Origin of the sequence: Streptomyces cyaneofuscatus (assembly GCF_033109485.1) — a bacterium.
Taxonomy (GTDB): Bacteria; Actinomycetota; Actinomycetes; order Streptomycetales; family Streptomycetaceae; genus Streptomyces; species Streptomyces cyaneofuscatus.
The window spans coordinates 2,466,927-2,490,127 of record NZ_CP137002.1 but is presented as its reverse complement, the minus strand read 5'-3'; the positions used below and the strand labels follow the sequence as shown (position 1 = coordinate 2,490,127).

Here is a 23,201-nt window from a genome sequence, read left to right as displayed (position 1 = left end):
ATGACCACCCTCGTTTCCACCACGGACACCCTGACGCGCGACGCGCTCGCGGTGCTCCAGCCCGGATTCACCGGAACCACCGCACCGGACTGGCTGCTGCGCCGCGTCGGTGAAGGGCTCACCTCCGTCGGGCTGTTCGGCCGCAACATCGAGTCGCCCGAGCAGCTCGCCGCCCTCACCGCGCGGCTGCGCTCCGAGCGGGACGATGTCCTCGTCGCCATCGACGAGGAGGGCGGGGACGTGACCCGCCTGGAGGTCAGGGACGGCTCCTCGTTCCCGGGCAACTTCGCCCTCGGCTCCGTCGACGACGTCGACTTGACCCGGGCCGTCGCCCACGAGCTCGGCCGCCGGCTCGCCGTGTGCGGCGTCAACCTGAACTGGGCGCCGTCCGCGGACGTCAACTCCAACCCGGACAACCCGGTCATCGGCGTACGCTCCTTCGGCGCCGACACCGCCCTGGTGGCCCGGCACACCGCCGCGTACATCGAGGGGCTCCAGGCCGCCGGTGTCGCCGCCTGCACCAAGCACTTCCCCGGCCACGGCGACACCGCGGTCGACTCGCACCTGGCGACGCCCCGCATCGATGTGGATCTCGACACCCTGCACGCCCGTGAGCTGCTGCCTTTCCGGGCGGCCATCGCAGCGGGTTCCAAATCGGTGATGAGCGCGCATATCCTGCTTCCCGCACTCGACCCGGACCGCCCGGCCACCCTGAGTCCGCGGATCCTCACCGGTCTGCTCCGTCAGGAACTGGGCTACGACGGCCTGATCGTCACCGACGGCGTGGAGATGGAAGCCATCTCCAGGACCTACGGCATCGAGCGCGGGTCGGTCCTCGCGATCGCCGCGGGCGCCGACGCGATCTGCGTCGGCGGCGGGCTGGCCGACGAGGAGACGGTGCTGCGCCTGCGCGACGCCCTGGTGGCGGCCGTGCACAGCGGAGACCTGGCCGAGGAGCGGCTCGCGGATGCGGCCGCCCGTGTACGAGCCCTCGCGTCCTGGACGCAGGGGGCCCGGGGGGACGTCCCGGAGCCGGGCGCGGAAGTGCAGGAGGGGACCGCGCCCGGCACCGGAGTCAGCTCCGACATCGGCCTGGTGGCCGCCCGCCGCGCGCTGAAGATCACCGGCACCGGCGACCGGCTGACCGAGCCGGGTTACGTCGCGGAGTTCTCCGCGGTGGCGAACATCGCGGTCGGCGACGAGACCCCCTGGGGCATCGCCGCGGGCCTCACCCGGCTCCTGCCGGGCACGGAGTCGGGCCGGTACACCAGCGAGAGCACCGACCCGGCGGCCGAGGTGGTCGCCGCGGCGGGGGAGCGGTGCATCGTCGCCGTCGTCCGCGACGAACACCGCCACGCCTGGATGGGCGCGGCGCTGGACGCCTTGCTGGCGGCCCGCCCGGACACGATCGTGGTCGAGATGGGCGTCCCGGCGTCCACCCCCCGGGGGTCGCTCCACATAGCCACCCACGGCGCGTCCAGGGTCTGCGGCCAGGCGGCGGCGGAAGCGGTGACGGACACCTCCAGCCCGTCCGGCGTTTGAGGACGAGGCCGTCGGGCCGGTAGATCGAGCCCGTCCGGCGATGACCAAGCGTGGCGGGCGGACAAAATCAAGCCCGTCCGGCGTTTGAGGACGAGGCCGCAAGGCCGAAAAACGAGCCCGTCCGGCGATTGAGGACAAAGCCTCTCGCCGGACGGGCGGCACAACGGGAAGGGCCAGGACGCCTCACGGTGTCCTGGCCCTTCCCGCACGTACAGGCAGGCGTACGACCTACAACCCCTGCCACGCCGGCTTAGCCGCATACGTGGCGCGGAAGTAATCCGCCAGCTTCAGCTTCGACGCCGCCGCCTCGTCCACCACCACCGTCGCATGCGGATGCAGCTGGAGCGCCGAGGCCGGCACGATCGAGGCGACCGGCCCCTCCACGGTCTGGGCGACGGCCTCCGCCTTGCCCTCACCGGTGGCCAGCAGGATCGGGTGCCGGGCGTCCAGGATCGTCCCGATGCCCTGGGTGATCACGTGGTGCGGCACCTGGTCGATGTCGTCGTCGAAGAAGCGCGCGTTGTCCACCCGGGTCTGCTCGGTCAGCGTCTTGATCCGGGTGCGCGAGGCGAGCGAGGAGCACGGCTCGTTGAAGCCGATGTGCCCGTCGGTGCCGATGCCGAGCAGCTGGAGGTCGACCCCGCCGGCCTCCGCCAGCGCCCGGTCGTACGCCTCACAGGCCGCCTGGACGTCCTCGGCCGAGCCGTCCGGGCCCATGAAGGACGCCTCGGAGAGCCCGAGCGGCTCGACGACCTCACGCAGGACCACGGAGCGGTACGACTCCGGGTGGCCCACGGGCAGCCCGACGTACTCGTCCAGCTGGCAGATGCGGGCGCGCGAGGCGTCGACAGCCCCGGCGGCGACCTTGGCCGCCAGCGCGCGGTAGATGGGCAGCGGGGTAGAGCCGGTGGCAACGCCGAGCAGGGCGTCGGGCTTGCGGCTGAGCAGGGAGGCGATGGCCTCCGCGATCAGTTCGCCGCCTGCCGTGGCGTCCGGGACGATGACAACTTCCACGCTGTGCCTGCCGATCTGATGAGTGGAGCCCTGTGGTATAGACCAATCAAAGGCCCAATCTAGCAGAATCGGCCGTCTGTGCGGTGAACGGGCCACGGTTCGGTCCACCCGCCCCGCCCGCCGTCCCGCCCGCTGGCGGACCCCGCGTTTGCCTGGTCGACTTGTCCGGTACGACACCGCATCGGGAGGCACCTCCATGTCAGCCACCCCTCCGCCCGGCCCCGACGACCAGCGCGATGTGCCCGGCCGCATCATGTCCGGCGAGATGGCCGAGCAGCCCGCGATGCTGCGGCGCATCCTCGACCAGGGCGCGCCCCGCATCCGCGAGGTGGCCGCCGAGATCGCCGCCAGGAAGCCCCGCTTCGTCCTGCTCACCGCGCGCGGCACCTCCGACAACGCGGCGCTCTACGCGAAGTACCTGCTGGAGATCCGGCTCGGCCTGCCCTGCGGCCTCGCCTCCATGTCCACCACGACGGCGTACGGGGCCAAGCCCGATCTGCGGGACGTCCTGGTCGTCACGGTCAGCCAGTCGGGCGGCTCACCGGACCTGGTGGCCTCCACGAGGGCCGCCAGGGAGGCCGGTGCGGTCACCCTCGCGGTCACCAACAACCCGGACTCCGCGCTCGCCGCCGTATCCGAGTTCCACATCGACATCCTGGCGGGCCCGGAGAAGGCGCTGCCGGCCACCAAGACGTACACGGCCTCCCTGCTCTCCCTGTACCTCTTCGTGGAGGGCCTGGCGGGCGTCGACGGTACGGAGGCGGCGTCGGCCCTGCCCGACCTGGCGGGCGCGATCCTGGGCCGCCGGGCCGAGGTCAAGGCGCTGGCCGCCCGCTACCGCTTCGCCGAGCGCATGGTGATCACCTCGCGCGGCTACGGCTACCCCACGGCCAAGGAAGCCGCCCTGAAGCTCATGGAGACCAGCTACATCCCCGCTCTCTCCTACTCCGGCGCCGACCTCCTCCACGGCCCGCTGGCGATGGTCGACAACATCTCCCCGGTGATCGCGGTGGTCACCGACGGCCGGGGCGGCGAGGCCCTCCAGCCGGTGCTGGACCGCTTGCGCGGTCGCGGCGCGGACCTTTTTGTGGTCGGACCAAAGGCTCAGGTGGAAGCGGCGTCGGCGGGCTTCTCACTGCCGACCTCGGGCGTCCCGGAGGAGCTGCAGCCGATCCTGGAGATCCTGCCGCTCCAGATGCTCGCGTACGAGGTCACCATCGCGCGGGGCCAGGACCCGGACTCGCCGCGTGCCCTGGCGAAGGTCACGGAGACGCGCTAGAGGATGTCTGAACGGCCCCCGGAAACACCCGCGGGCCGCGGCGCCAGGGCGGGACCCTCAGCCCGCCCGGCACCGCAGCCCGGAGCTACCTGGCCGGCGGTGTGCGGTGCCTCCGGCCACATGAGACACCGGCGCGGTCAGGGCAGAGAGCGCCGGGTGCCTCGGTCCGTTCTCCTGTGCGGGGAGAACGGAGGTCTTGGTGAACTCATTGTGGACTAGACCAATTGCTCGTGTCCATCCATGTGCACGACATTCTCCGGCCGTACGCCCCGCCCTGTCCATCGACATCCGGTGCGGCAGCGGCCCTCTCCCACACGGCACGGCCCGCCGGGCCGATCGGTTCGAACACGGATGTTGACCCCGGGTACGCTCCACAGGTGCCCTCCATGAACGATCTCGTCCGCCAGCACACCGCTCTGAGCGACACCGACCTCGAGTGGCTCCATCTGCTGGTCTCGGAGTGGCAGCTGCTCTCCGACCTGTCCTTCGCCGACCTCGTGCTCTGGGTCCCGACCCGCGACGGCACGCGGTATGTCTCGGTCGCCCAGATGCGGCCCAACACCGGCCCCACCTCCTACCAGGACGACATGGTCGGCCACCTGGTGCCGCGCGGCCGCCGCCCGCTGCTGGACGCGGCTCTGGACGAGGGCCGGATCGTGCGCGAGGGCGACCCGGAGTGGCGCGAGGAGGTTCCCGTACGGGTCGAGTCCATCCCCGTACGCCGTGAGGGCCGGGTCCTCGGTGTCATCGCCCGCAACACCAACCTGCTCACCGTGCGCACCCCCTCCCGGCTGGAGCTCACCTACCTCCAGTCCGCCTCCGACCTGGCCCAGATGATCGCCGCCGGGTCCTTCCCCTTCCCCGGCCAGCAGGTCGACATGGATGCCTCCCCGCGCGTCGGCGACGGCCTGATCCGGCTGGACGCGGACGGGGTCGTGCAGTACGCCAGCCCCAACGGCCTCTCCGCCTACCATCGCCTCGGCCTCGCCTCCGACCTGGTCGGCCACCACCTCGGCACCACCACCGCCGAACTCGCGCCCTCACGGGGCCCGGTGGACGAGGCCCTGGTCAAGGTGGCCAGCGGGTATGCGCCGCGCGAGTTCGAGGTGGAGGGTGAGGGCGGGGTGATCCAGTTGCGGGCCATCCCGCTCAAGCCCAAGGGCGTCCGCATCGGCTCGCTGGTCCTGCTCCGGGACGTCACCGAACTCCGTCGCCGCGAACGCGAGTTGATCACCAAGGACGCGACCATCCGGGAGATCCACCACCGGGTGAAGAACAACCTCCAGACGGTGGCCGCCCTGTTGCGCCTCCAGTCCCGCCGGATGGATTCCGAACAGGGGCGCGAGGCGCTCAACGAGGCGGTGCGGCGCGTCGGTTCGATCGCGATCGTCCACGAGACGCTCTCGCAGAACCTGGACGAGCGCGTCGAGTTCGACGAGATCGCCGACCGGGTCATCGCGATGGTGTCCGAGATCTCGCCGGGCAGGGTGACCTGCCGGCGCACCGGACGCTTCGGCATCCTGGACGCCGAGGTCGCCACCCCGCTCTCCATGGTGCTCACCGAGGTGCTCCAGAACGCCCTGGAACACGCGTTCACCGTGGCCGATCAGGGCACGGTGGAGGTCTCCGCCGTGCGCGGCGGCTCGCCGGCCGAGGGCCGGCTGCTCATCACGGTGACCGACGACGGGCGCGGTCTGCCCGAGGGGTTCGACCCGCAGCGGGCCGGCAATCTGGGGCTCCAGATCGTACGGACGCTGGTGGAGGGGGAGTTGGGCGGGACGTTCGGCATGGTCCCGGCGCCGGAGCGCGGTACCCAGGTGGTGCTGGACCTGCCGGTGCGCGGTGACAAATAGCGCGGTGACAAATAGCGGCGACAAATAACTGGCGGGACACAACAGAGCGGGCCCGGACCGTGGTGACGGTCCGGGCCCGCTCCGCGATGCTCACGTTGCGATGCGCTCCGGGGTACTGCGCGCTGCGACTCGAAGGCGGGGCTGTGCGCACGCTCTGTACGCGCCGCCTGGCTGAGGCGTGTTCGTGGGGGGCGTCGGTCAGGCGCTGGCGTTACGCGCCCGGTTGCGAGCGGCACGGCGCTTCATCGCGCGGCGCTCGTCCTCGCTGAGGCCACCCCAGACGCCGGAGTCCTGGCCGGACTCGAGCGCCCACTGCAGGCACTGCTCCATGACGGGGCAGCGACGGCAGACGGCCTTGGCTTCCTCGATCTGCAGCAGCGCAGGACCGGTGTTGCCGATGGGGAAGAACAGCTCGGGGTCTTCCTCACGACAAACGGCGTTGTGACGCCAGTCCATGGCTGCTACCTCTCCTTGGTATTACACGCTTGTTGCTTGTGAATGTGAACGCTTTCACGAATCCCCCCACAGATGACGGGCCGACTCCCAGAAGCACTGGGTGTGGTCTGTGATGGTGAGGAGGGGTTCTGGCTCTCAGTGGAGGCCGGTGTTGCGGGCCGTCCCGATCGCCATGTAGAGATTCGCAAACCTCGGCGGCGGATACAACCCCTTCTGGAAAGTTTTTTTTGATTCCTCGGTGTCGACTAGGTCACAGCCGCACTTCTAAGGGGTGGGGGCCAGGCCAAACGTTCGAGTTAAAGGACTTTCGGCCCTTCCACTCACACAATCACACGCAGTGCACGGCGTACGCCTGTGAACGTCACGCTCGTACGCAGTCCCAGGTGGTCGCCGTCCATCTGGAAGGGCAGTGGGACCTTTGAATGCAAGGTGAAGTCCGTGAGGTCATGCAGTGAAACAGCGTGCTTCCCGCGCGGCCCTCTGTCAGGGCTCGAAGTGAGCAGCTGGGTGCCGTAGAGGGCCACCGCCGAGGTCGACAGACGCTTCAGTCCGAGGACGTCCAGGGCGGTGTCGAAGGAGGCCTTCGGCGATGCGTACACCGGGCGATTCCCCAGGTAGGTCCAGGGGGCGGTGTTGCAGATTATGGAGAGCGCGAGGTCGGTGACGGGCTCCTGGCCGGGCACGTCGAGCGTGATCGTCCCGTGTCTGCGGTGGGCCTCGTTCAGGAACTGCCGGACCACCTGGCGCACGTACAGCGCGTGCGTCGAACGCTTCCCGCCCTCGCGCTTCTGTTCGACCCGGCCGACCACTCCGGCGTCGAAACCGAGACCGGCACAGAAAGTGAACCAGCGTTCGGGTACGGACTCGTCCTCGGTGCCCGGGGTGCCGGCCGCGAGCCCCAGGCCGACCGTGCGCTCCCTCCGGTGCTCCAGGGCGTCCAGGATCGCGCCCGTCGCCTCCACGGCGTCGTTGGGCAGTCCCAGGGCGCGCGCGAAGACATTGGTGGAGCCGCCGGGAACGACGGCGAGCTTCGGGACGCGGTCCACGTCCGGGCCCCGGTGCAGCAGCCCGTTCACGACCTCGTTCACCGTGCCGTCGCCGCCCAGGGCGACCACCAGGTCGATGTCGTCGCTGTCGGCCGCCCGCCGCCCCAGGTCCCGCGCGTGACCCCGGTACTCCGTGGTCACCGCCTCCAGCTTCATCTCGCTGGCCAGGGCGTGGATGAGGACGTCACGGGTGCGTGCACTGGTGGTGGTGGCTGCCGGGTTGACCACGAGGAGGGCGCGCATGCCCGCCAGAGTACCTACCGGGTGGTTCGGTACCGAAGTCGCGGTTCGCTCAGCTCAGGGCCGGTCACGTTCCGTGACGCCCACCCGGCAGGTGCTCCACCCCGGCTTCACTTCCGGGGCCCGGGGATGCCAACCTGAAAGGCGTGAGCACTGAAGCGACCCCCTCCACCCCCTCGCCCGCCGCGACGGAGCGCCCGCGAAGGATCACCGCCCTCGCCGGGATCAACGCCCTCGAAGGCGCCGCGCTCGCGGCCAGCGGGCTCTACCTGCTGGTCATGGGGGTGCTCGGGCGACCCGAGAGCCCGCAGCAGGCGGAGACGGTCGGCATCACGCTGATCGCGCTGGGCGCCATCCCGCTCATCGCCGCCCGCGGCCTGATGCTGCTGAGGAGCTGGAGCCGGGGCCCGGCGCTGATCACCCAGATCATGGCGCTGCCGGTGGCGTGGACGCTGCTGCGCTCCCAGGGCGCGCTGATCCCGGCCGGGATCGTCCTGGCGGCGGTCGCCGTGACCGGTCTGGTGCTCGTCCTGAACCCGGCGACCACCCAGATCCTGGGCCTGCGCAGGGGCGCCGGAGCGGACCCGGAAGCCTGAGCGGGTCCGGACGGCTGAGCTGACCCGGAAGCCCGAGCGGACCGGCAGGCCCGAGCTCCGGGAGCCGCGGCGCCCTGCGGAGGGCCGGCCGCTCTACTCCTCGACGAGCAGGCGCTCGCGGAGCTGGGCCAGCGTGCGGGCCAGCAGCCGGGAGACGTGCATCTGCGAGATGCCGACCTCCTGGGCGATCTGCGACTGGGTCATGTTGCCGAAGAACCGCAGCAGCAGGATGCGCTTCTCTCGCGGCGGCAGGTCCTCCAGGAGCGGCTTGAGCGACTCCCGGTACTCCACGCCCTCCAACGCCTCGTCCTCGGAGCCCAGCGTGTCCGCGACGGCGGGGGACTCGTCGTCCGTGTCCGGCACGTCCAGCGAGAGCGTGCTGTACGCGTTGGCCGACTCCAGGCCCTCCAGCACCTCCTCCTCGGAGATGCCGAGCCGCTCGGCCAGCTCGTGCACGGTCGGCGAGCGGCCGTGCTGCTGGGAGAGCTCGGCGGTGGCCGTGGTCAGCGAGAGCCGCAGCTCCTGGAGGCGGCGGGGCACCCGGACCGCCCAGCCCTTGTCCCGGAAGTGGCGCTTGATCTCGCCGACGACCGTGGGGGTCGCGTACGTCGAGAACTCCACGCCCCGGTCCGGGTCGAACCGGTCCACGGACTTGATCAGCCCGATCGTGGCGACCTGCGTCAGGTCGTCCAGCGGCTCCCCGCGGTTGCGGAAGCGCCGGGCCAGGTGCTCCACCAGCGGCAGATGCATCCGGACCAGCCGGTTGCGCAGCTCCGCCTTCTCCGCGGAGCCGTCGGGAAGCTCCCGCAACTCGATGAACAGGGCCCGGGCCCCGCTGCGGTCGTGTGGATCGTGGTGCCCGTGCTCGCTCATCTGGCCCGCCCGCTCCTGCGACTGCTCCACCGCGACGTTGAGCCCCTGGGGCCCGTCCGCTCCGTCCACCGGATGCGGCCGGGCCTGTTGCTCCGGGATGCCTGCTGGGCGCACCACCCCGGGTCGGATCGTCTCGTCCCGCACAGGACCGTCCCCGTTCCCGTCGCTCACGCCGGCCCGGGGCCCGCGCCGCGCTGTTTGTAGAGGCTGATGGTGACCGTACGGTCGTCGGCGACCGTCGACTCGACCTTGCCGGCCAGTGCGGAGAGCACCGTCCAGGCGAAGGTGTCCCGCTCGGGTGCGCGGCCGTCCGTCGTGGGGGCCGACACCGTCACCTCGAGAGAGTCGTCGATGAGCCGGAACACGCAGCTGAGGACGGAGCCGGGCACGGCCTGCTGAAGCAGGATCGCGCAGGCCTCGTCGACCGCGATACGAAGATCCTCGATCTCGTCGAGAGTGAAGTCCAAACGCGCTGCGAGACCGGCCGTGGCCGTTCGCAGCACCGACAGGTAGGCACCCGCAGCGGGCAGCCGGACCTCTACGAAGTCCTGATTCCCGGGCTCGCCTGCGATCTGGGACACCCTCACCTCCAAGGTGGCACAAACTCTTTCGAGGTTCCGGGAAGGGTGGCCCGGAGCCATGTGGTCGGTCGACGGTTCTCAGCTCGGCGACGCTATCGGATCCATGATGCAGTGTCGCCCGCACCCCATCCCCCGGCCATCACTCATAGTAAACCTATGAGTACACACAGTGGCTAGGGGGCTGCGGCGTCCAATTACGAAGAACCGGCGCCGGATTGACGTACCCAGACGTCAGACGATCGAACCGTCCTCGAAGCACCAGCGCCAGCTCTCGCCCGGCTCGAAGCTCCGCATCACCGGGTGACCGGTCTCCCGGAAGTGCCCGGTGGCGTGCCGCAGGGGTGAGGAATCGCAGCAGCCGACGTGCCCGCAGGTCAGGCAGAGCCGCAGCTGCACGGGATGGGTGCCTGCGGCCAGGCACTCGGGGCAGGTCTCCCCGAGCGGTACGGGCTCGGGGCGTGGCAGATCCGCTACATGCGCACACTCGCTCATGATGGGCAGGTTACGACGGATCCGAGGACGGTGAGATGGACGCGCTGCCGCTGGTGGCGCTGGTCGCGGCCAGTGCGGCGGTCGCCGGAGCGGCGCGCCGCACGCCCGTTCCCGCGCCGCTCGTCCTGGTGGCCGTGGGCCTGGTCGCGGGCCTGGTGCCGGGCGTTCCGACGTACCACCTGGACGCGCACATCGTGCTCCCGCTGCTGCTTCCCCCGCTGCTCTACACGGCCGCCGTCGACAGCTCCTACCTCGATCTGCGGGCCAACATCCGGCCGGTCGCGCTGCTCTCCGTGGGGTACACCCTCTTCGCCACCCTCGCCGTGGGCTGGCTGGCGTACCTCGTGATCCCGGAGCTGCCGCTGACCGCCGCACTCGTCCTGGGGGCCGTGATCGCGCCGCCGGACGCCGTGACGGCCGCCGCGATCGCCCGCCGGGTCGGGCTGCCCGCCCGGGTGACGACCATCCTTCAGGGTGAGTCGCTGGTGAACGACGCCACCGCGATCACCGCCTTCCGGGTGGCGCTGGCCGCGGCTGTGGGGGAGGGGATGACGTGGGCCGCCGGGATCGCGGAGTTCCTGCTGGCCGCGGTCGGCGGGGTCGGGGTCGGACTGCTGCTGATGGTGCCGCTGCACTGGTTGCGCACGCACCTGAAGGAGGCCCTTCTCCAGAACACGCTCTCTCTTCTGATCCCGTTCGTGGCGTACGCGGCGGCCGAGCGGGTGCACGCCTCCGGAGTCCTCGCGGTGGTCGTCGTCGCCCTCTATCTGGGACACCGTTCCTGGCAGGTCGACTTCGCCACCCGTCTCCAGGAGGCCGCCGTCTGGAAGATGGTCGCCTTCATCCTGGAGTCCACGGTCTTCGCCCTGATCGGGCTCCAGCTGCCGTTCGTCCTCAAGGGGCTCGAAGCGGGCGGCGCGACGGAGGCGCTCGGCTACGCGGCGATCATCTTCGTCGCGGTCGTCGTGGTCCGCTTCATCTGGGTCTACCCGGCCACCTACCTGCCCCGATGGCTGTCGAAGCGGGTACGGGAGCGGGAACCGGGCACCGACTGGACCGCGCCCCTGATCGTCGGCTGGGCGGGCATGCGCGGGGTCGTCTCGCTCGCCGTCGCCTTCTCCATCCCGCTGGCCACGCACGACGGCGAGCCGTTCCCGGCCCGCAACCTGGTGCTGTTCCTGACCTTCACCACCGTCATCGCCACGCTGGTGATCCAGGGGCTGACCCTGCCCGTCCTCGTCCGCGTACTGAAGCTGCCCGGGCGCGACCCGCAGACCGAGACGCTCATCGAGGCGCAGGCCCAGAGCGAGGCGTCGGCCGCCGCCGACGCCCGCCTGGAGGAGCTGCTCGCCGACCCGCACAACAGCCTGCCGCCCCCGCTGGCCGACCGGCTGCGCAACGTGCTGGAGCGGCGCCGCAACTCCGTCTGGGAGCGGCTGGGGGCGGCGGACCCGGCCACGGGGGAGTCGGCGGACGACACCTACCGGCGGCTCTCCCGCGAGATGATCGAGGCCGAACGGGAGGTCTTCGTCCGGCTCCGGGACGAGCGGCGGATCGACGACGAGATGATGCGTACGCTGCTGCGCCGGCTGGATCTGGAGGAGGCGGCCGCCTACCGGGAGACGGACGACTCCTGAGGGCCCGGCCTGTCGGGCGTGCCCGTGATCACCGCGCTCACCCGGCTGCCCGGCGCGAACGCCCCCTCCTCGGCCAGGGCCGTCAGCGCGAACAGCAGCTTGGCGACGTAGACCCGCTCCACCGGCAGCCCGTGCCGGTCCTCGAAGTCCGCGGCGAAGGCGTCCAGTTCCGGGGTCGTACGGGCGTAGCCGCCGAAGGTGAAGCGCTCGTCGAGGGACCAGTTCCCGGCCGGACCGCCGAACGCCTCCTGCTGGAGCGCGGTCACGTCAGCCCCGAGGAAGCCGCCGCGCAGCACCGGTACGCCCAGGGCGCGTTGCCCGCTCTCCAGCCCGGCCGCGAGCCCGGCCAGGGTGCCGCCGGTCCCGCAGGCCACGGCCGCCACATCGGTGTGCCCGCGCAACTCGCGCCCCAGCGCTGCGCAGCCCTGTGCGGCCAGGGCGTTGCTGCCGCCCTCCGGGATCACCTCCACGTCCCCGAAGAGGCTCAGCAGCCCCTCCAGGACCTCGGGTGAGGCCTTCGCGCGGTAGGTCGTACGGTCCACGAAGTGCAGCCGCATGCCGTCGGCGGCGCACCGGGCGAGCGAGGGGTTGAGCGGGCGGTGTGCCAGCTCGTCGCCGCGTACGACTCCGACGGTGGGAAAGCCCAGCAGCCGGCCGGCCGCGGCGGTGGCCCGGAGGTGGTTGGAGTAGGCGCCGCCGAACGTCAGCACGGGCCGCCCGGCGGCCGCCTCCAGGTTGAGGGCGAGTTTGCGCCACTTGTTGCCCGGCAGATCGGGGTGGATCACGTCGTCCCGCTTGAGGAGGAGCGTGATCCCGCGCCGGGCGAAGCGGTCGTCCCGGACCTCCTGGAGCGGGGACGGCACCCGGGGGCGCAGGAGGGTCTCGGGGCGGTTCACGTGTCCATTGTGGCCCGCCCCGACGGCGTCCTCCTCAGGCGCTCGCCAGCCAGAGGTCCGGGCCGAACACCTCGTAGTGGATGTCGGCCGGGCGCACCCCCGCCTCCAGCAGCCGGGTGCGGACCGTGCGCATGAAAGGGAGCGGGCCGCACAGATAGGCGTGGGTGCCGGGCAGCACGGTGATGCCGTTCAGGTCGACGAGGCCGGTGCGGTGGGCGGGGTGGCCGGCCTCCGGGGACTCGTACCAGAAGTGCGGCTCGGCGGCCGGGAGCTGCTCCGTCAGCCGGACGTGGTGGGCGCGCAGGGCGTGGTCGGCGGGGGAGCGGTCGCCGTGCACCACGGTGACCGGGCGGTCGTGGCCCTGCTCGGCCAGGTGCTCCAGCATCGACAGCACGGGCGTGCAGCCGATCCCCGCCGAGGCCAGCAGCAGGGGCGCGTCCAGGTGGTCGAGGACCAGGTCCCCGTAGGGGACGGAGACGCGCAGCCGGTCGCCCGCGCGGGTGTGCTCGTGGAGGTGGCGGGAGACCTCGCCGTCGGGGGACTCCTGCCCGCGCACCCGCTTCACGGTGATGGAGCGCAGCCGGGAGCCGGGGGAGGAGGAGAGGCTGTACTGGCGTATCTGCCGTGCCCCGTCCGCCAGTTCGACCTGGACGGAGACGTACTGGCCGGGCCGGAAGGCGGGCGCGTCACCGCCGTCCGCCGGGCGGAGGTGGAAGGTGGCGACGTCCTCGGTCTCCTCGACCCGTGCGGCGACCTCCCACTCCCGCCACACGTCGCCCGCCACGACGCCCTGCTGGGCGTAGAGGCGCGCCTCGATGGTGATGAGGGCGTTCGCCATCAGCCAGTAGACCTCGTCCCAGGCCGCGGCGACCTCAGGGGTGACCGCGTCACCCAGTACGTCGGCGATCGCGGCGAAGAGGTGGGTGTGCACCACCTCGTACTGCTCGGGGGTCACCCCCAGCGAGGCGTGCTTGTGGGCGATCCGGTTCAACATCACGTCGGGCCGGGTGCCGGGGTGCTCGACCAGCGCGGTCGCGAACGCGGCGATGGACCCGGCCAGGGCTGTGCGCTGGTCGCCGGAGGCCTGGTTGCCCCGGTTGAACAGGTCGCGCAGCAGCTCCGGGTGGGCCTGGAAGAGCTTCTTGTAGAAGAGGTCGGCGATGTCCCCGATGGCCGCGCCGACGGCGGGAAGGGTGGCACGGACGGTGGCGGTGGACCGGTCGGAGAGCATGCGGAGGGGCTCCTCTGTGTTAATTGGTATCCGAGATGCTTATTTTTGGGTGCGGTGATGCCCGACCTGGGCGGTTGGGTGTGCTGGGCGGGCGGCGGGGCCGGACTCACTCCGGTGGTGGTCCGCTGCCGATGCCGAGCAGCAGGGGGCCGGTGGGGGAGGCGACGAGATCGGTGACGGTGATCGGGTCGAGCGAGGCATAGAAGGCCTCCTGGGCCCGCCGCAGGGCGCCGCGCAGCCGACAGTCGGAGCGCAGGGGGCAGGGGGTGTCGCCCTCGCACTCCACGACGTCGTCCGTGCCCTCCAGCTCCCGCACCAGAGCGCCGATCGAGGCGGAGTGCCCGGCGGTGGTGAGGGTGAGGCCGCCGCCCCGGCCGCGGCGGGCGTCGAGCAGGCCCAGGCGCTGGAGGCGGGCGACGACCTTGGCGGTGTGGGTGTACGGCACCCGCATGGTGTCCGCCACCTCGCGCGTGGTGGGCGGGTCCGCGCCCTCCGCGACCGCCAGCCGCATGAGCACGCGGAGCGCCACATCGGTGAATCTGGTCAGCCGCATGGCTCCACCCTAGATAAGTTGCATCTTGGATGCAACTTATGCGGTCCGCAGGGCGACGGGGAGCAACGTGCCCCGACCGAAGGCCGATTAGTCACACTCTTTTGTGTAATGGCGGTCGACGTCCTCCGCTGAAAGGCTTCTCCAGCAGGTCAGCCCATGATTGAAAGGACGTCAGATGTCCGTTGGTGAAGAGGTTCGCGACACGCAGGCGCCGCCGCAGCAGAGTCTGGGGACGGCAGCTGCGCGGAACCTCGCGACGACCACCAAATCCGCGCCGCAGATGCAGGAGATCACCTCACGGTGGCTGCTGAAGATGCTGCCGTGGGTGCAGGTACAGGGCGGTACGTACCGGGTGAACCGTCGGCTCAGCTATTCGGTCGGTGACGGCCGGGTGACCTTCGTCCAGACCGGGGACCGGGTGGCCGTGATCCCCGCCGAGCTGGGGGAGCTGCCCGCTCTGCGCAATTTCGGGGACGAGGAGGTCCTCGCCGAGCTCGCCCGCAGGTGCGAGCAGCGCGACGTGGCCGCGGGGGAGGTGCTCGCCACGTCGGGGGACGCGGCGGACCGGGTCTTCCTGCTGGCGCACGGCAAGGTCGAGAAGATCGGCGCCGGTCTCTACGGGGACGAGACGGAGCTCGAAGTCCTCGCCGACGGCGCGTACTTCGGTGACCAGAGCCTGGTCGACGGCGACGCCGTCTGGGAGTACACCGCCCGGGCCGTCACCGCGTGCACGCTGCTGACGCTCAGCCGCGCGGACGTGTTCAACCTCGCGGAGCGCGCCGAGCCGCTCCGCGCCCACCTCGCCGGTCTGCTCTCCATCCCGCATCAGCGGACCAACAAGTACGGCGAGGCGGCGATCGACCTCTCCGCCGGCCATGTCGGCGAGGCCGTCGTCCCGCACACCTTCGTCGACTACGACGCCGCGCCCCGCGAGTACGAGCTGAGCGTCGCGCAGACCGTCCTCAAGGTGCACAGCCGGGTCGCCGACCTCTACAACCAGCCGATGAACCAGACCGAGCAGCAGTTGCGGCTCACGGTCGAGGCGCTGCGCGAGCGCCAGGAGCACGAGCTCATCAACAACCGGGAGTTCGGCCTCCTCAACAACTGCGACTACGGCCAGCGGCTCCAGCCGCACGACGGGGTGCCCAGCCCCGACGACATGGACGAACTGCTCTCGCGGCGGCGCGGATCGAAGCTCTTCCTCGCCCACCCGCGCGCCATCGCCGCCTTCGGCCGCGAGTGCAACCGGCGCGGACTGGTCCCCGAGAGCGTGGACATCGGCGGTCACCACGTGCCGGCCTGGCGCGGGGTGCCGATCTTCCCGTCCAACAAGATCCCGGTCACCGACGCCCGCACCACCTCCATCATCTGCATGAGGACCGGCGAGGCCGAGCAGGGCGTCATCGGCCTCCAGCAGACCGGCATCCCGGACGAGATCGAGCCGAGCCTCTCGGTCCGCTTCATGGGCATCGACGAGCAGGCGATCATCTCCTACCTCGTGACTGCGTACTACTCCGCCGCCATCCTGGTACCGGACGCCCTCGGCGTGCTGGAGAACGTGGAGGTGAGCCGCTGGCGCTGACCCCGTGTCACCCCCGGCGGCCCGGTCGGCCGACACCGGCCGGGCCGCCGGGGCCCCGCCCCATCGCACCGCCCCAGGGAGTGACCGTGACCATGACCAGTACGGACGCAGCGACGGAAGGGCACGAGGCCGCGGCGCTGCTGGAGCGCACCCGCGCCATCGTCGACCCGCATCTGCGATCGGCCGTGGAATCGCTGCCCGGTGGCATACGCCGGATCGCGATGTACCACTTCGGCTGGGAGAACGCCGACGGAACGCCCGCCGCCGGACAGGCGGGCAAGGCCATCCGGCCGGCCCTCGTGCTGGCGGCGGCCCGGGCGCTGGGCGGCGATCCGGAACGCGCCGTGCGCGCCGCCGTCGCCGTCGAGCTGGCGCACAACTTCACCCTCCTCCACGACGACGTCATCGACGAGGACACCACCCGTAGACACCGGCCCACCGCCTGGGCCGTCTTCGGCGTCCCGGACGCAATCATCACCGGCGACGCCATGCTGGCCCTCGCCCAGCGACTGCTGGCCGAGGACACCCACCCGGCCGCACAGCGGGCATCGGCCCGCCTCTCCTCCTGCGTCATCGAGCTCTGCGCGGGCCAGCAGGCCGACTGCGCCTTCGAGGAGCGCGGCCCGGACGAGGTCACGCTGGACGAATGCCTGACCATGGCGACCGCCAAGACCGGCGCCCTGCTCGGCTGCGCCTGCGCCCTCGGCGCCCTCTACGCCGGGGCGGAGGACCGGGCGGTCCGCGCCATGGACGGCTTCGGACGGGAGGCCGGCCTGTCGTTCCAGCTCATCGACGACCTGATCGGCATCTGGGGCGACCCGGCCCGCACCGGCAAGCCCGTCGGCGCCGACCTGGCCGCCCACAAGAAGTCGCTGCCCGTCGTGGCGGCCCTGACCTCCGGCACCCCGGCCGCCGCCGAACTCGCCGCGCTCTACCGGGGACCCTTGACCACCGCCGCGGAGGTGGACCGCGCCGCCGACGCCGTGGACCGGGCCGGCGGCCGGGACTGGGCCCAGGTCTGCGCGGCCGACCGGATGGCCCGGGCGGTGCACCACCTCTCCCGGGCGGTCCCCGACCCCGACGGAGCCGGTGACCTGCTGGCCCTGGCCGAATTCGTCACCCGCCGCACCAGCTGACGGGCCGCACCGGCCCGCCCCGCGCCCGTCAACTCTAGTATTCCGGAGGTCGGTTGAGAGCAGAGCGTCGAGAGCAGCGGGCGAAGGGGCGGAAGCCGGTCATGGGCATACGGATTCAGCGGGCGGGCCAGGACGACAGGGAGCTGGTCGTATCGGTCCTGGAGGAGGCCTTCCACCACGACCCGGTCAGCAGCTGGGTCTTCCCCGACGAGGCGCACCGGCGGGCGGTGCACGGCAGGTTCCTCGGCGTCTTCGCCGACATCACCCTCGCCGAAGGCCGTATCGATGTGGCCGAAGACGGCGCGGCCGTGGCCCTGTGGCTTCCGGTGCCCGCCGGTGCGCCCGAGGGGGAGGACCCCACGCCCGCCCTGATGCGGCAGACCGCCGACCCCGACAACGAGCGGTGCGAACTGGTCGGAAGGCTGACCGGGAAGGTGCACCCGCACGACCGCGCCCACGCCTACCTGCTCATGATCGGTGTCTCCCCGCAGCGCCAGGGCGAGGGCATCGGGGCCGAGCTCATCCGGGCGGAGCTGGACCGCTGCGACCGCGATGGCGTCCCCGCCTACCTGGAGGCGAGCAGCGCCCGCAGCCGTACGCTCTACGAGCGGCTCGGCTTCCGCTTCCTGGGCCGGGCCGTCGAGCTGCCGGACGGCCCCTCGATGTGGCCCATGTGGCGTGAACCACGCACGAGTTGACGTCTCCTCCGGCCTCTCCGCGGGGAGAGGGAGGGCGGCACCCGACCCGTGCCGGGCAGGGGCTACAGTCCCTGCTCATGACAGATGAGTCGTGGGCCGGCTGGTACCGGGACCGGGGCGGTTCCGAGTGCGTCGTTCTCACCACGGACGGACAGCAACTCCGGATCCGGATCAGAGGCGTCGACTTCGAGGGTGAGAGCTTCGACGACCTGGCGCCGGTGTCGGGCACGCCTCCGGAGAGCGGGATGTTCGCCCTGGCGGACGGTGCCCTCACCGACTGCGTGCTGGAGTGGGACCTCCCGCTGCCCGTCCTCGTCGACGGCGCCCTGCGCCAGGCCACCCTCGGCTGCCTGCTCTCCCTGCGCCGGGTCGACCCGGACCTCTACCTCACCCTCCATCTGGACGGCGCGGCCTACGAATCGGCCCGGGCAGAGGGCGACTTCGCCGCCGCGCTGACGGCGATCCAGCGCATCCTCCCGGACGGCATCCAGCTCCAGACCTGTATCGCCTGCGCCTTCTCCGACTACTTCCCGGCCCCCGGCCGCGGCCTCTCCGGCGGCCTCGCCTGCTTCCGCGGTGCCAAGGACGCCTACCGGGGTGTGGAGGGCGAGGACGCGGTGCTGGACCTGTGGGACCGGCGGACCGGCTTCGTCCAGGAGATCTGGAGCTGCAAGGAGTTCGAGGTGCGCCCGTCCCGGGGGGCGGGGACAGGGCATCGGGGAGTCTTCCCAGCAGAACCTCTGGAACCTCTGGAGCCCCTGGAAGCTTTGGAGCCTCGGGAATCCCTGGAGCCTCTGGGGCCCCTCGAACCCGCCTGACGGTCACGCCGCTCCTGACGGACGCCTCCTCTGCCCCGTACCGCAACTCCGGTACGGGGCAGAGCTGTTCCCGGAACCCGAGTGCGAGTACCGCATTGCCCTTCCTCTAGTTGTTCTACTAGCATGCGAACAACGGAGGTTTTCATGACACGCAAGAACCTTGGCCGCGCCACGCTCGCGGCCCTGCCCTTTGCCCTTTCCTTCCTCGTCGACCTGATCCTCTTCCTCGTCCTCAAGGACCGTCTTCCCACCCGCCTGGCCGGCCACTTCGACGTCTCCGGAGACGTGAACGGCTACGTCGACCGCACCACCTACGTCCTGGTCACCGCCCCGGTGCTGCCCGTGCTCGGCGCCCTGTGGGTCCTCATGGTGGTCGGCGGAAAGTTCTACGGGCGGGCCCACCGCCTGCTCATCGGCGGCGGCTGGGCCGTGGCCGCCTTCCTCCAGTACGTGCTGTTCGCCACCCTGATCGTCAACCTGGACGCCCCCGACGGGGCCGCGGTCGGCCGCTTCCCGCTGTGGCACCTCGCCGTGGCCACCGGTGCGGCTGTCCTCGCCGGCGGGATCGGGCTGCTGCTGGCCCGGCTGGTCCCGACACCGGAGGACCCCCGCGCCGGGAAGAGCCCCGCCGAGCGTGAGCGGATCGCGCTCGCCGACGGCGAGGTGGCCGGCTGGGCCCGCACCACCGGCTCCCGGTGGCTGCCGCTGAGCGCCCTGGTGATCGTGGCGACCGGTACGGGCCTCGGCTACGGGGTCAACTGGTTCCTCGGCGCCCCCTTGCTGGCCCTCGCCCTGCTGGTGCTCGCCTTCAGCCGCGCCCACGTCACCGTGGACCGGCGCGGCCTCACCGTCTCCGGCCTGCTGCCCTGGCCCCGGGTGCAGGTCCCGCTGGAGCGCATCGAGGCGGCGGACAGCCGGCGGGTCGACGCGGTCGCGGAGTTCGGCGGCTGGGGCTACCGCATCCGCCCCGGCCGCACCGGCTTCATCGTCCGCTCGGGCGAGGCCATCGTGGCCCGGCAGAAGAGCGGCCGTGAGTTCGCGGTCACCGTCGAGGACTCCGGCACCGGGGCCGCCCTGCTCAACACCCTCGTCGACCGGAACCGGGCGGGGCGCTGACCATGCTCTTCCGGGTCGACCCCACCTCCACCGTGCCGCTCGGCGACCAGATCGCGGCCTCGGTGCGCCGCGCGGTCGCCGACGGCGCGGTGACCCCGGGCGAGCGGCTCCCCGCCGCCCGGGTGCTCGCCGACTCCCTCGGGGTGAACGTCCACACGGTGCTGCGCGGCTACCAGCGGCTCCGCGAGGAAGGGCTGATCGAGCTGCGCCGCGGCCGTGGTGCGGTGGTCACCGAAGGTGCCTCGCCCCGCCGGGCCCAACTCCTGGAGCGGGTCCGCGAAGTGGTCGCGGACGCCCGGGAGCTGGGCCTGACGGAGGAGGAGCTGCTCACGCTGGTCCGCGCCGAACTGGGCTCCTGAGGCCGCTGCCACCGGCGTACGACAGCGGTTCACCCCAGCCGACGCCACCCCCGTACAACAACAGTCCGCTCCACCACCGAGGGCCGTTCCGCGTCCGGAACGGCCCTCTCCTCATGCGACGCATGAGGTCATGCGGCGATGCGGGTCAGGAGGCGGTGCCCGCCAGGGCGGCGGCGAAGCCGTTCTGCCAGAGGTAGTTCACCCGCGCCCGCTCGTTGGCGTCGGGCTGGGCGTTGGTGCAGGACGGGCCGGGGCCGCCGCCGGACATCAGCTGGCTGCACGGACCGGAGTAGGTGTCCGGCAGGCCGAGCACATGCCCGGTCTCGTGCGTGGTGACCCGGGTCGAGTTGTACTGCTGGTTCTGCCGGTAGTCCAGGAAGATGAAGCCGCGGCCGTGACCGTTGGTCGAGGCGTACGAACCGCGCGGGTCGTTGCCCTCGCGGTAGGTGAAGTCGGCGTTGGAGCCTTCCTGGAGCCGGACGTTGCTGACCGAGCTGTTCCAGATCCGCGTGCTGTTGGCTATCTGGGTGCGGAAGCTCGGGGCGGAGGCGGCGCTGTACGTCACCGTCACGGCCAGGGCGCGCGGGTTGGCGGCCCGCTTCTCGGCGACGGACTTCATCACCGCGTCGAAGAAGGCCTTGTTCGCGGCGGCGTTCTCGGCCGACCCGGTGTACGCGGCGATGGTGGAAGGGGTGGAGACCGCAGGGGCAGGAGCGGCGGAGACCGCGGGCGCCGTGCCGAGCGCGGCGACGAGGCCGAGACCGGCGATGGCGGAGGCGATGGCGGTCCTGAGGTGTCTCATGGGGGATTTCTCCTACTGTCCGGTGAACCCGCGCCGTGGGGGTTGTCCGCTGAACGGACGGGGCGCGGGGCGGTACGGGGAGAGTGTGGGGGAGCGGACGGCCGCCGGGGATGATGCCAACCGGGGATAGCGCGGCCCTATCCCCCGCGCCCGCCCGCCGCCCGGCCGGGCCGCGCCACCCTGTCATCGCTTCCTGAAGCTCCGCCCAACACCCGCTGAATTAACTCCCTTTGATGGGGTTGAGGCCGCTGGTGTCAGGGGCATGACCGGTCGTAGTCTCCGCTTCATGGAGCTTGAGGTGAGGCACCTCAGGGCGCTGTGCGCCATCGCCGACGCGGGCAGTCTGCATCAGGCCGCCCGTCGTCTCGGCGTGAGTCAGCCCTCCCTGACCACCCAGTTGCGGCGGATCGAGAACTCGCTCGGCGCCGAGCTGTTCCGCCGCGAACGCACCGGCTGCCGCCCGACCTCCCTGGGCCGGGCCGTCCTCAGCCGGGCCAGGCCGCTCGTCGACGGGATGAGCGCCCTGGTCACCGACGCCCTTGCGGAGGCCGACGCGTCCCGGGGGCCCCGGCTGCGCGTCGGCTCCACCGCGAGCCGGGTCGTCGGGAGCTGGCTCCGCCGGCTGCGGGACGCCCTGCCCGGTACGGAGATCTCTCTGCGGGTCGACGTCTCGGCCCACGCCCTCCTGCGCTCGGTCGAGGCGGGCCGGCTGGACGTCGCCTTCGTGCACGAGGTGGAGGGCTTCCCGCTGACCCTCCCCGACGGCCTGGTCCAGCGCGTACTCCTGGACCGCGAACCGCAGTTCATCTCCCTCTCCCGGGACCATCCCGCCGCCCGCCGCCGGGTCGTGGAGCTCGGGGACCTGGCCGACGACCGGTGGATGGTCGATCCGACGGTGGACGGCGAGTGGGACGGGGTGCGCCGGGTGCTGGGCGCGGCCGGGATCGACCCGCCGGTCCTGCACGGGGACTACCTCACCGCCGCCTCCCTAGTCGTGCTCGGCGAGGCCGTCGCACCCTGCCAGCCCACCTCGGGGCCCCGCCACGACATGGCGATCCGCCCGCTGCGCGGCGACCCCCTCGCGGTGCGGCTGCTCCTGGCGTCCCGGCCGGAGACGGACACCTCGGTGGTGTACGGGGAGCTGGAGGCGGCCTATGTGGAGGCGGCCCGGCGCTCCAGCGGCTACTACGCCTGGCTGCTGCGCCACCGCAGCCCCCTCGCGCGCACGCCTTGAACCCGCCCCCCGTAGGTACGCCCTGAACCCGGTCGGCCCCCTCGCGCGCACGCCCTGAGCCCGCCGGGAGTTCCCCGTTCTGCTGACAGCGTGCGGGTGTTCCCGGGGGCGGCCGGAGCGGGCAGGCTCGGCCCATGAAGCTACTGATGCTGGGCGGTACGGAGTTCGTCGGACGGGCCGTCACCGAGGCCGCGCTGGAGCGGGGCTGGGCGGTCACCGTCTTCCACCGGGGCCACCACGCGCCGCCGCCGGGCGTGCGGGCGCTGACGGGCGACCGTACGGGAGGGGAGCGGGGCCTCGCGGCGCTGGCGGACCACGCGGGCGACTGGGACCTGGTGGTCGACACCTGGAGCGGGGTGCCCACCGCCGTACGGGACGCCGCCCGGCTGCTGGCGGACCGCGCGGGCCACTACACGTACGTCTCCAGCCGTTCCGTGTACGCCTATCCGGCCCCCGCCGGTCTGGACGAGGACGGGCCGCTGGTGGGCGGCGCCTCTCCCGACGACGAGGGGGACGTGCCGTACGACCGGGCCAAGCGCGGCGGCGAGCTGGCGGCCCTCGACGCCTTCGGTGACCGGGCCCTGCTGGCGCGGGCGGGGCTGATCATCGGCCCCGGCGAGAACATCGGGCGGCTGCCCTGGTGGCTCACCCGGATCGCCCGCGGCGGCCCGGTGATCGCCCCCGGCCCGCGTACGGCGGGACTCCAGTACGTCGACGCGCGCGACCTGGCGAGCTGGATCCTGGACGCCGCGGTGGCGGGGCTGCACGGCCCGTACAACACTGTCAGCCGCCCCGGTCACACCACCATGGGCGAGCTGCTCGACACCTGTGTCCGGGTCACCGGCTCCGGTGCCGAGCTGCGCTGGACGGACCCGGACACCCTGCTGGCCGCCGGGGTCGAGCCCTGGAGCGGGCTGCCGGTCTGGCTGCCGGAGGGGGAGCTGTACGACGCGCTGCACCAGGGCGGCCATGCCCGGGCCGAGGCCGCCGGACTGCGCTGCCGGCCGGTCGGCGAGACGGTCGCCGACACCTGGACCTGGCTGCGCGAGCGCGGCGGCACCGCGCCTCAGCGCCCGGACCGGCCGGCGGTCGGGCTCGATCCCCGGTTGGAGGAGAAGCTGCTGGCTCTCTGAACGCTGCCTCGGGCCGGCACTCGTCTTGACGTCG

23 protein-coding genes are annotated in these 23,201 nt (G+C 71.9%); 13 read left to right on the top strand and 10 right to left on the bottom strand.

Features of this window, described 5'->3' with window-relative positions; translation table 11 throughout:
* The gene (locus R2B67_RS10370; protein ID WP_317817419.1) at positions 1 to 1,542 is read left to right on the top strand and encodes a glycoside hydrolase family 3 protein; all 1,542 of its coding nucleotides are present in this window, start codon (positions 1 to 3) and stop codon (positions 1,540 to 1,542) included.
* A gap of 228 nt (positions 1,543 to 1,770) precedes the next feature.
* Here the strand turns inward: R2B67_RS10370 and nagB are convergent, their stop codons facing one another.
* Positions 1,771 to 2,556, bottom strand: coding sequence for a glucosamine-6-phosphate deaminase (gene nagB / locus R2B67_RS10365; RefSeq protein WP_030560960.1), 786 nt, complete (start codon positions 2,554 to 2,556; stop codon positions 1,771 to 1,773).
* Positions 2,557 to 2,752: 196 nt separating this feature from the next.
* Here nagB and R2B67_RS10360 point away from each other — a divergent pair, with 196 nt between their 5' ends.
* Both R2B67_RS10360 and R2B67_RS10355 read left to right on the top strand, forming a co-directional pair.
* A complete protein-coding gene (locus R2B67_RS10360; RefSeq protein WP_018510039.1) occupies positions 2,753 to 3,835 on the top strand; it encodes an SIS domain-containing protein in 1,083 nt (360 codons plus the stop codon).
* A 386-nt stretch (positions 3,836 to 4,221) separates the two neighbouring features.
* The gene (locus R2B67_RS10355) at positions 4,222 to 5,688 is read left to right on the top strand and encodes a sensor histidine kinase (RefSeq protein ID WP_317817418.1); all 1,467 of its coding nucleotides are present in this window, start codon (positions 4,222 to 4,224) and stop codon (positions 5,686 to 5,688) included.
* A 198-nt stretch (positions 5,689 to 5,886) separates the two neighbouring features.
* On the opposite strand, the gene R2B67_RS10350 is transcribed toward R2B67_RS10355, so the two are convergent.
* Both R2B67_RS10350 and R2B67_RS10345 read right to left on the bottom strand, forming a co-directional pair.
* On the bottom strand, positions 5,887 to 6,144 hold the full coding sequence (locus R2B67_RS10350; RefSeq protein ID WP_003953983.1) for a WhiB family transcriptional regulator: 258 nt from the start codon (positions 6,142 to 6,144) through the stop codon (positions 5,887 to 5,889).
* 320 nt (positions 6,145 to 6,464) lie between these two features.
* Entirely contained in the window at positions 6,465 to 7,433 is a 969-nt protein-coding gene (locus R2B67_RS10345) for a diacylglycerol/lipid kinase family protein (protein ID WP_018510037.1), read from the bottom strand.
* A 143-nt stretch (positions 7,434 to 7,576) separates the two neighbouring features.
* On the opposite strand from R2B67_RS10345, the gene R2B67_RS10340 reads away from it, so the two are divergent.
* Positions 7,577 to 8,026: a hypothetical protein gene (locus tag R2B67_RS10340; RefSeq protein WP_018510036.1), complete on the top strand. Its 450-nt coding sequence runs from the start codon at positions 7,577 to 7,579 to the stop codon at positions 8,024 to 8,026.
* A 93-nt stretch (positions 8,027 to 8,119) separates the two neighbouring features.
* On the opposite strand, the gene R2B67_RS10335 is transcribed toward R2B67_RS10340, so the two are convergent.
* From R2B67_RS10335 to R2B67_RS10325, 3 genes are all read right to left on the bottom strand, one after another.
* Positions 8,120 to 9,043: an RNA polymerase sigma factor SigF gene (locus R2B67_RS10335; RefSeq protein WP_026241107.1), complete on the bottom strand. Its 924-nt coding sequence runs from the start codon at positions 9,041 to 9,043 to the stop codon at positions 8,120 to 8,122.
* Between the two features lie 23 nt (positions 9,044 to 9,066).
* Positions 9,067 to 9,480: an ATP-binding protein gene (locus tag R2B67_RS10330; RefSeq protein ID WP_018510034.1), complete on the bottom strand. Its 414-nt coding sequence runs from the start codon at positions 9,478 to 9,480 to the stop codon at positions 9,067 to 9,069.
* A gap of 231 nt (positions 9,481 to 9,711) precedes the next feature.
* Complete coding sequence (locus R2B67_RS10325) at positions 9,712 to 9,972, bottom strand: UBP-type zinc finger domain-containing protein (protein WP_030560950.1); 261 nt, start codon at positions 9,970 to 9,972, stop codon at positions 9,712 to 9,714.
* Between the two features lie 35 nt (positions 9,973 to 10,007).
* Between R2B67_RS10325 and R2B67_RS10320 the strand changes: the two genes are divergently transcribed.
* Positions 10,008 to 11,609 (top strand): Na+/H+ antiporter, encoded by a 1,602-nt coding sequence (locus R2B67_RS10320; protein ID WP_317817417.1) that lies wholly within the window; start codon positions 10,008 to 10,010, stop codon positions 11,607 to 11,609.
* Here the strand turns inward: R2B67_RS10320 and R2B67_RS10315 are convergent.
* From R2B67_RS10315 to R2B67_RS10305, 3 genes are all read right to left on the bottom strand, one after another.
* Positions 11,585 to 12,505 (bottom strand): 1-aminocyclopropane-1-carboxylate deaminase/D-cysteine desulfhydrase, encoded by a 921-nt coding sequence (locus R2B67_RS10315; protein ID WP_317817416.1) that lies wholly within the window; start codon positions 12,503 to 12,505, stop codon positions 11,585 to 11,587. The two genes, R2B67_RS10320 and R2B67_RS10315, sit on opposite strands and share 25 nt — an antisense overlap.
* Positions 12,506 to 12,539: 34 nt before the next feature.
* Positions 12,540 to 13,736: a globin domain-containing protein gene (locus R2B67_RS10310; RefSeq protein ID WP_317817415.1), complete on the bottom strand. Its 1,197-nt coding sequence runs from the start codon at positions 13,734 to 13,736 to the stop codon at positions 12,540 to 12,542.
* A 106-nt stretch (positions 13,737 to 13,842) separates the two neighbouring features.
* Positions 13,843 to 14,289: an RrF2 family transcriptional regulator gene (locus R2B67_RS10305; RefSeq protein WP_317817414.1), complete on the bottom strand. Its 447-nt coding sequence runs from the start codon at positions 14,287 to 14,289 to the stop codon at positions 13,843 to 13,845.
* Positions 14,290 to 14,464: 175 nt separating this feature from the next.
* Here R2B67_RS10305 and R2B67_RS10300 point away from each other — a divergent pair, with 175 nt between their 5' ends.
* From R2B67_RS10300 to R2B67_RS10275, 6 genes are all read left to right on the top strand, one after another.
* The gene (locus R2B67_RS10300; protein WP_317817413.1) at positions 14,465 to 15,871 is read left to right on the top strand and encodes a family 2B encapsulin nanocompartment shell protein; all 1,407 of its coding nucleotides are present in this window, start codon (positions 14,465 to 14,467) and stop codon (positions 15,869 to 15,871) included.
* A 92-nt stretch (positions 15,872 to 15,963) separates the two neighbouring features.
* On the top strand, positions 15,964 to 17,007 hold the full coding sequence (locus R2B67_RS10295; protein ID WP_317817412.1) for a family 2 encapsulin nanocompartment cargo protein polyprenyl transferase: 1,044 nt from the start codon (positions 15,964 to 15,966) through the stop codon (positions 17,005 to 17,007).
* 101 nt (positions 17,008 to 17,108) lie between these two features.
* On the top strand, positions 17,109 to 17,705 hold the full coding sequence (locus tag R2B67_RS10290; RefSeq protein ID WP_317817411.1) for a GNAT family N-acetyltransferase: 597 nt from the start codon (positions 17,109 to 17,111) through the stop codon (positions 17,703 to 17,705).
* Between the two features lie 77 nt (positions 17,706 to 17,782).
* Positions 17,783 to 18,523, top strand: coding sequence for a DUF6304 family protein (locus R2B67_RS10285; RefSeq protein WP_317817410.1), 741 nt, complete (start codon positions 17,783 to 17,785; stop codon positions 18,521 to 18,523).
* Between the two features lie 144 nt (positions 18,524 to 18,667).
* Positions 18,668 to 19,639: a DUF1648 domain-containing protein gene (locus tag R2B67_RS10280; RefSeq protein WP_317817409.1), complete on the top strand. Its 972-nt coding sequence runs from the start codon at positions 18,668 to 18,670 to the stop codon at positions 19,637 to 19,639.
* Positions 19,640 to 19,641: 2 nt separating this feature from the next.
* Positions 19,642 to 19,998 (top strand): GntR family transcriptional regulator, encoded by a 357-nt coding sequence (locus R2B67_RS10275; protein ID WP_109979519.1) that lies wholly within the window; start codon positions 19,642 to 19,644, stop codon positions 19,996 to 19,998.
* A 145-nt stretch (positions 19,999 to 20,143) separates the two neighbouring features.
* On the opposite strand, the gene snpA is transcribed toward R2B67_RS10275, so the two are convergent.
* Positions 20,144 to 20,800: a snapalysin gene (gene snpA, locus R2B67_RS10270; protein WP_018510022.1), complete on the bottom strand. Its 657-nt coding sequence runs from the start codon at positions 20,798 to 20,800 to the stop codon at positions 20,144 to 20,146.
* 286 nt (positions 20,801 to 21,086) lie between these two features.
* On the opposite strand from snpA, the gene R2B67_RS10265 reads away from it, so the two are divergent.
* Both R2B67_RS10265 and R2B67_RS10260 read left to right on the top strand, forming a co-directional pair.
* On the top strand, positions 21,087 to 22,034 hold the full coding sequence (locus R2B67_RS10265; RefSeq protein ID WP_317817408.1) for a LysR family transcriptional regulator: 948 nt from the start codon (positions 21,087 to 21,089) through the stop codon (positions 22,032 to 22,034).
* 134 nt (positions 22,035 to 22,168) lie between these two features.
* Positions 22,169 to 23,167, top strand: coding sequence for an NAD-dependent epimerase/dehydratase family protein (locus tag R2B67_RS10260; protein ID WP_317817407.1), 999 nt, complete (start codon positions 22,169 to 22,171; stop codon positions 23,165 to 23,167).
* The last annotated feature ends 34 nt before the right edge of the window (positions 23,168 to 23,201 follow it).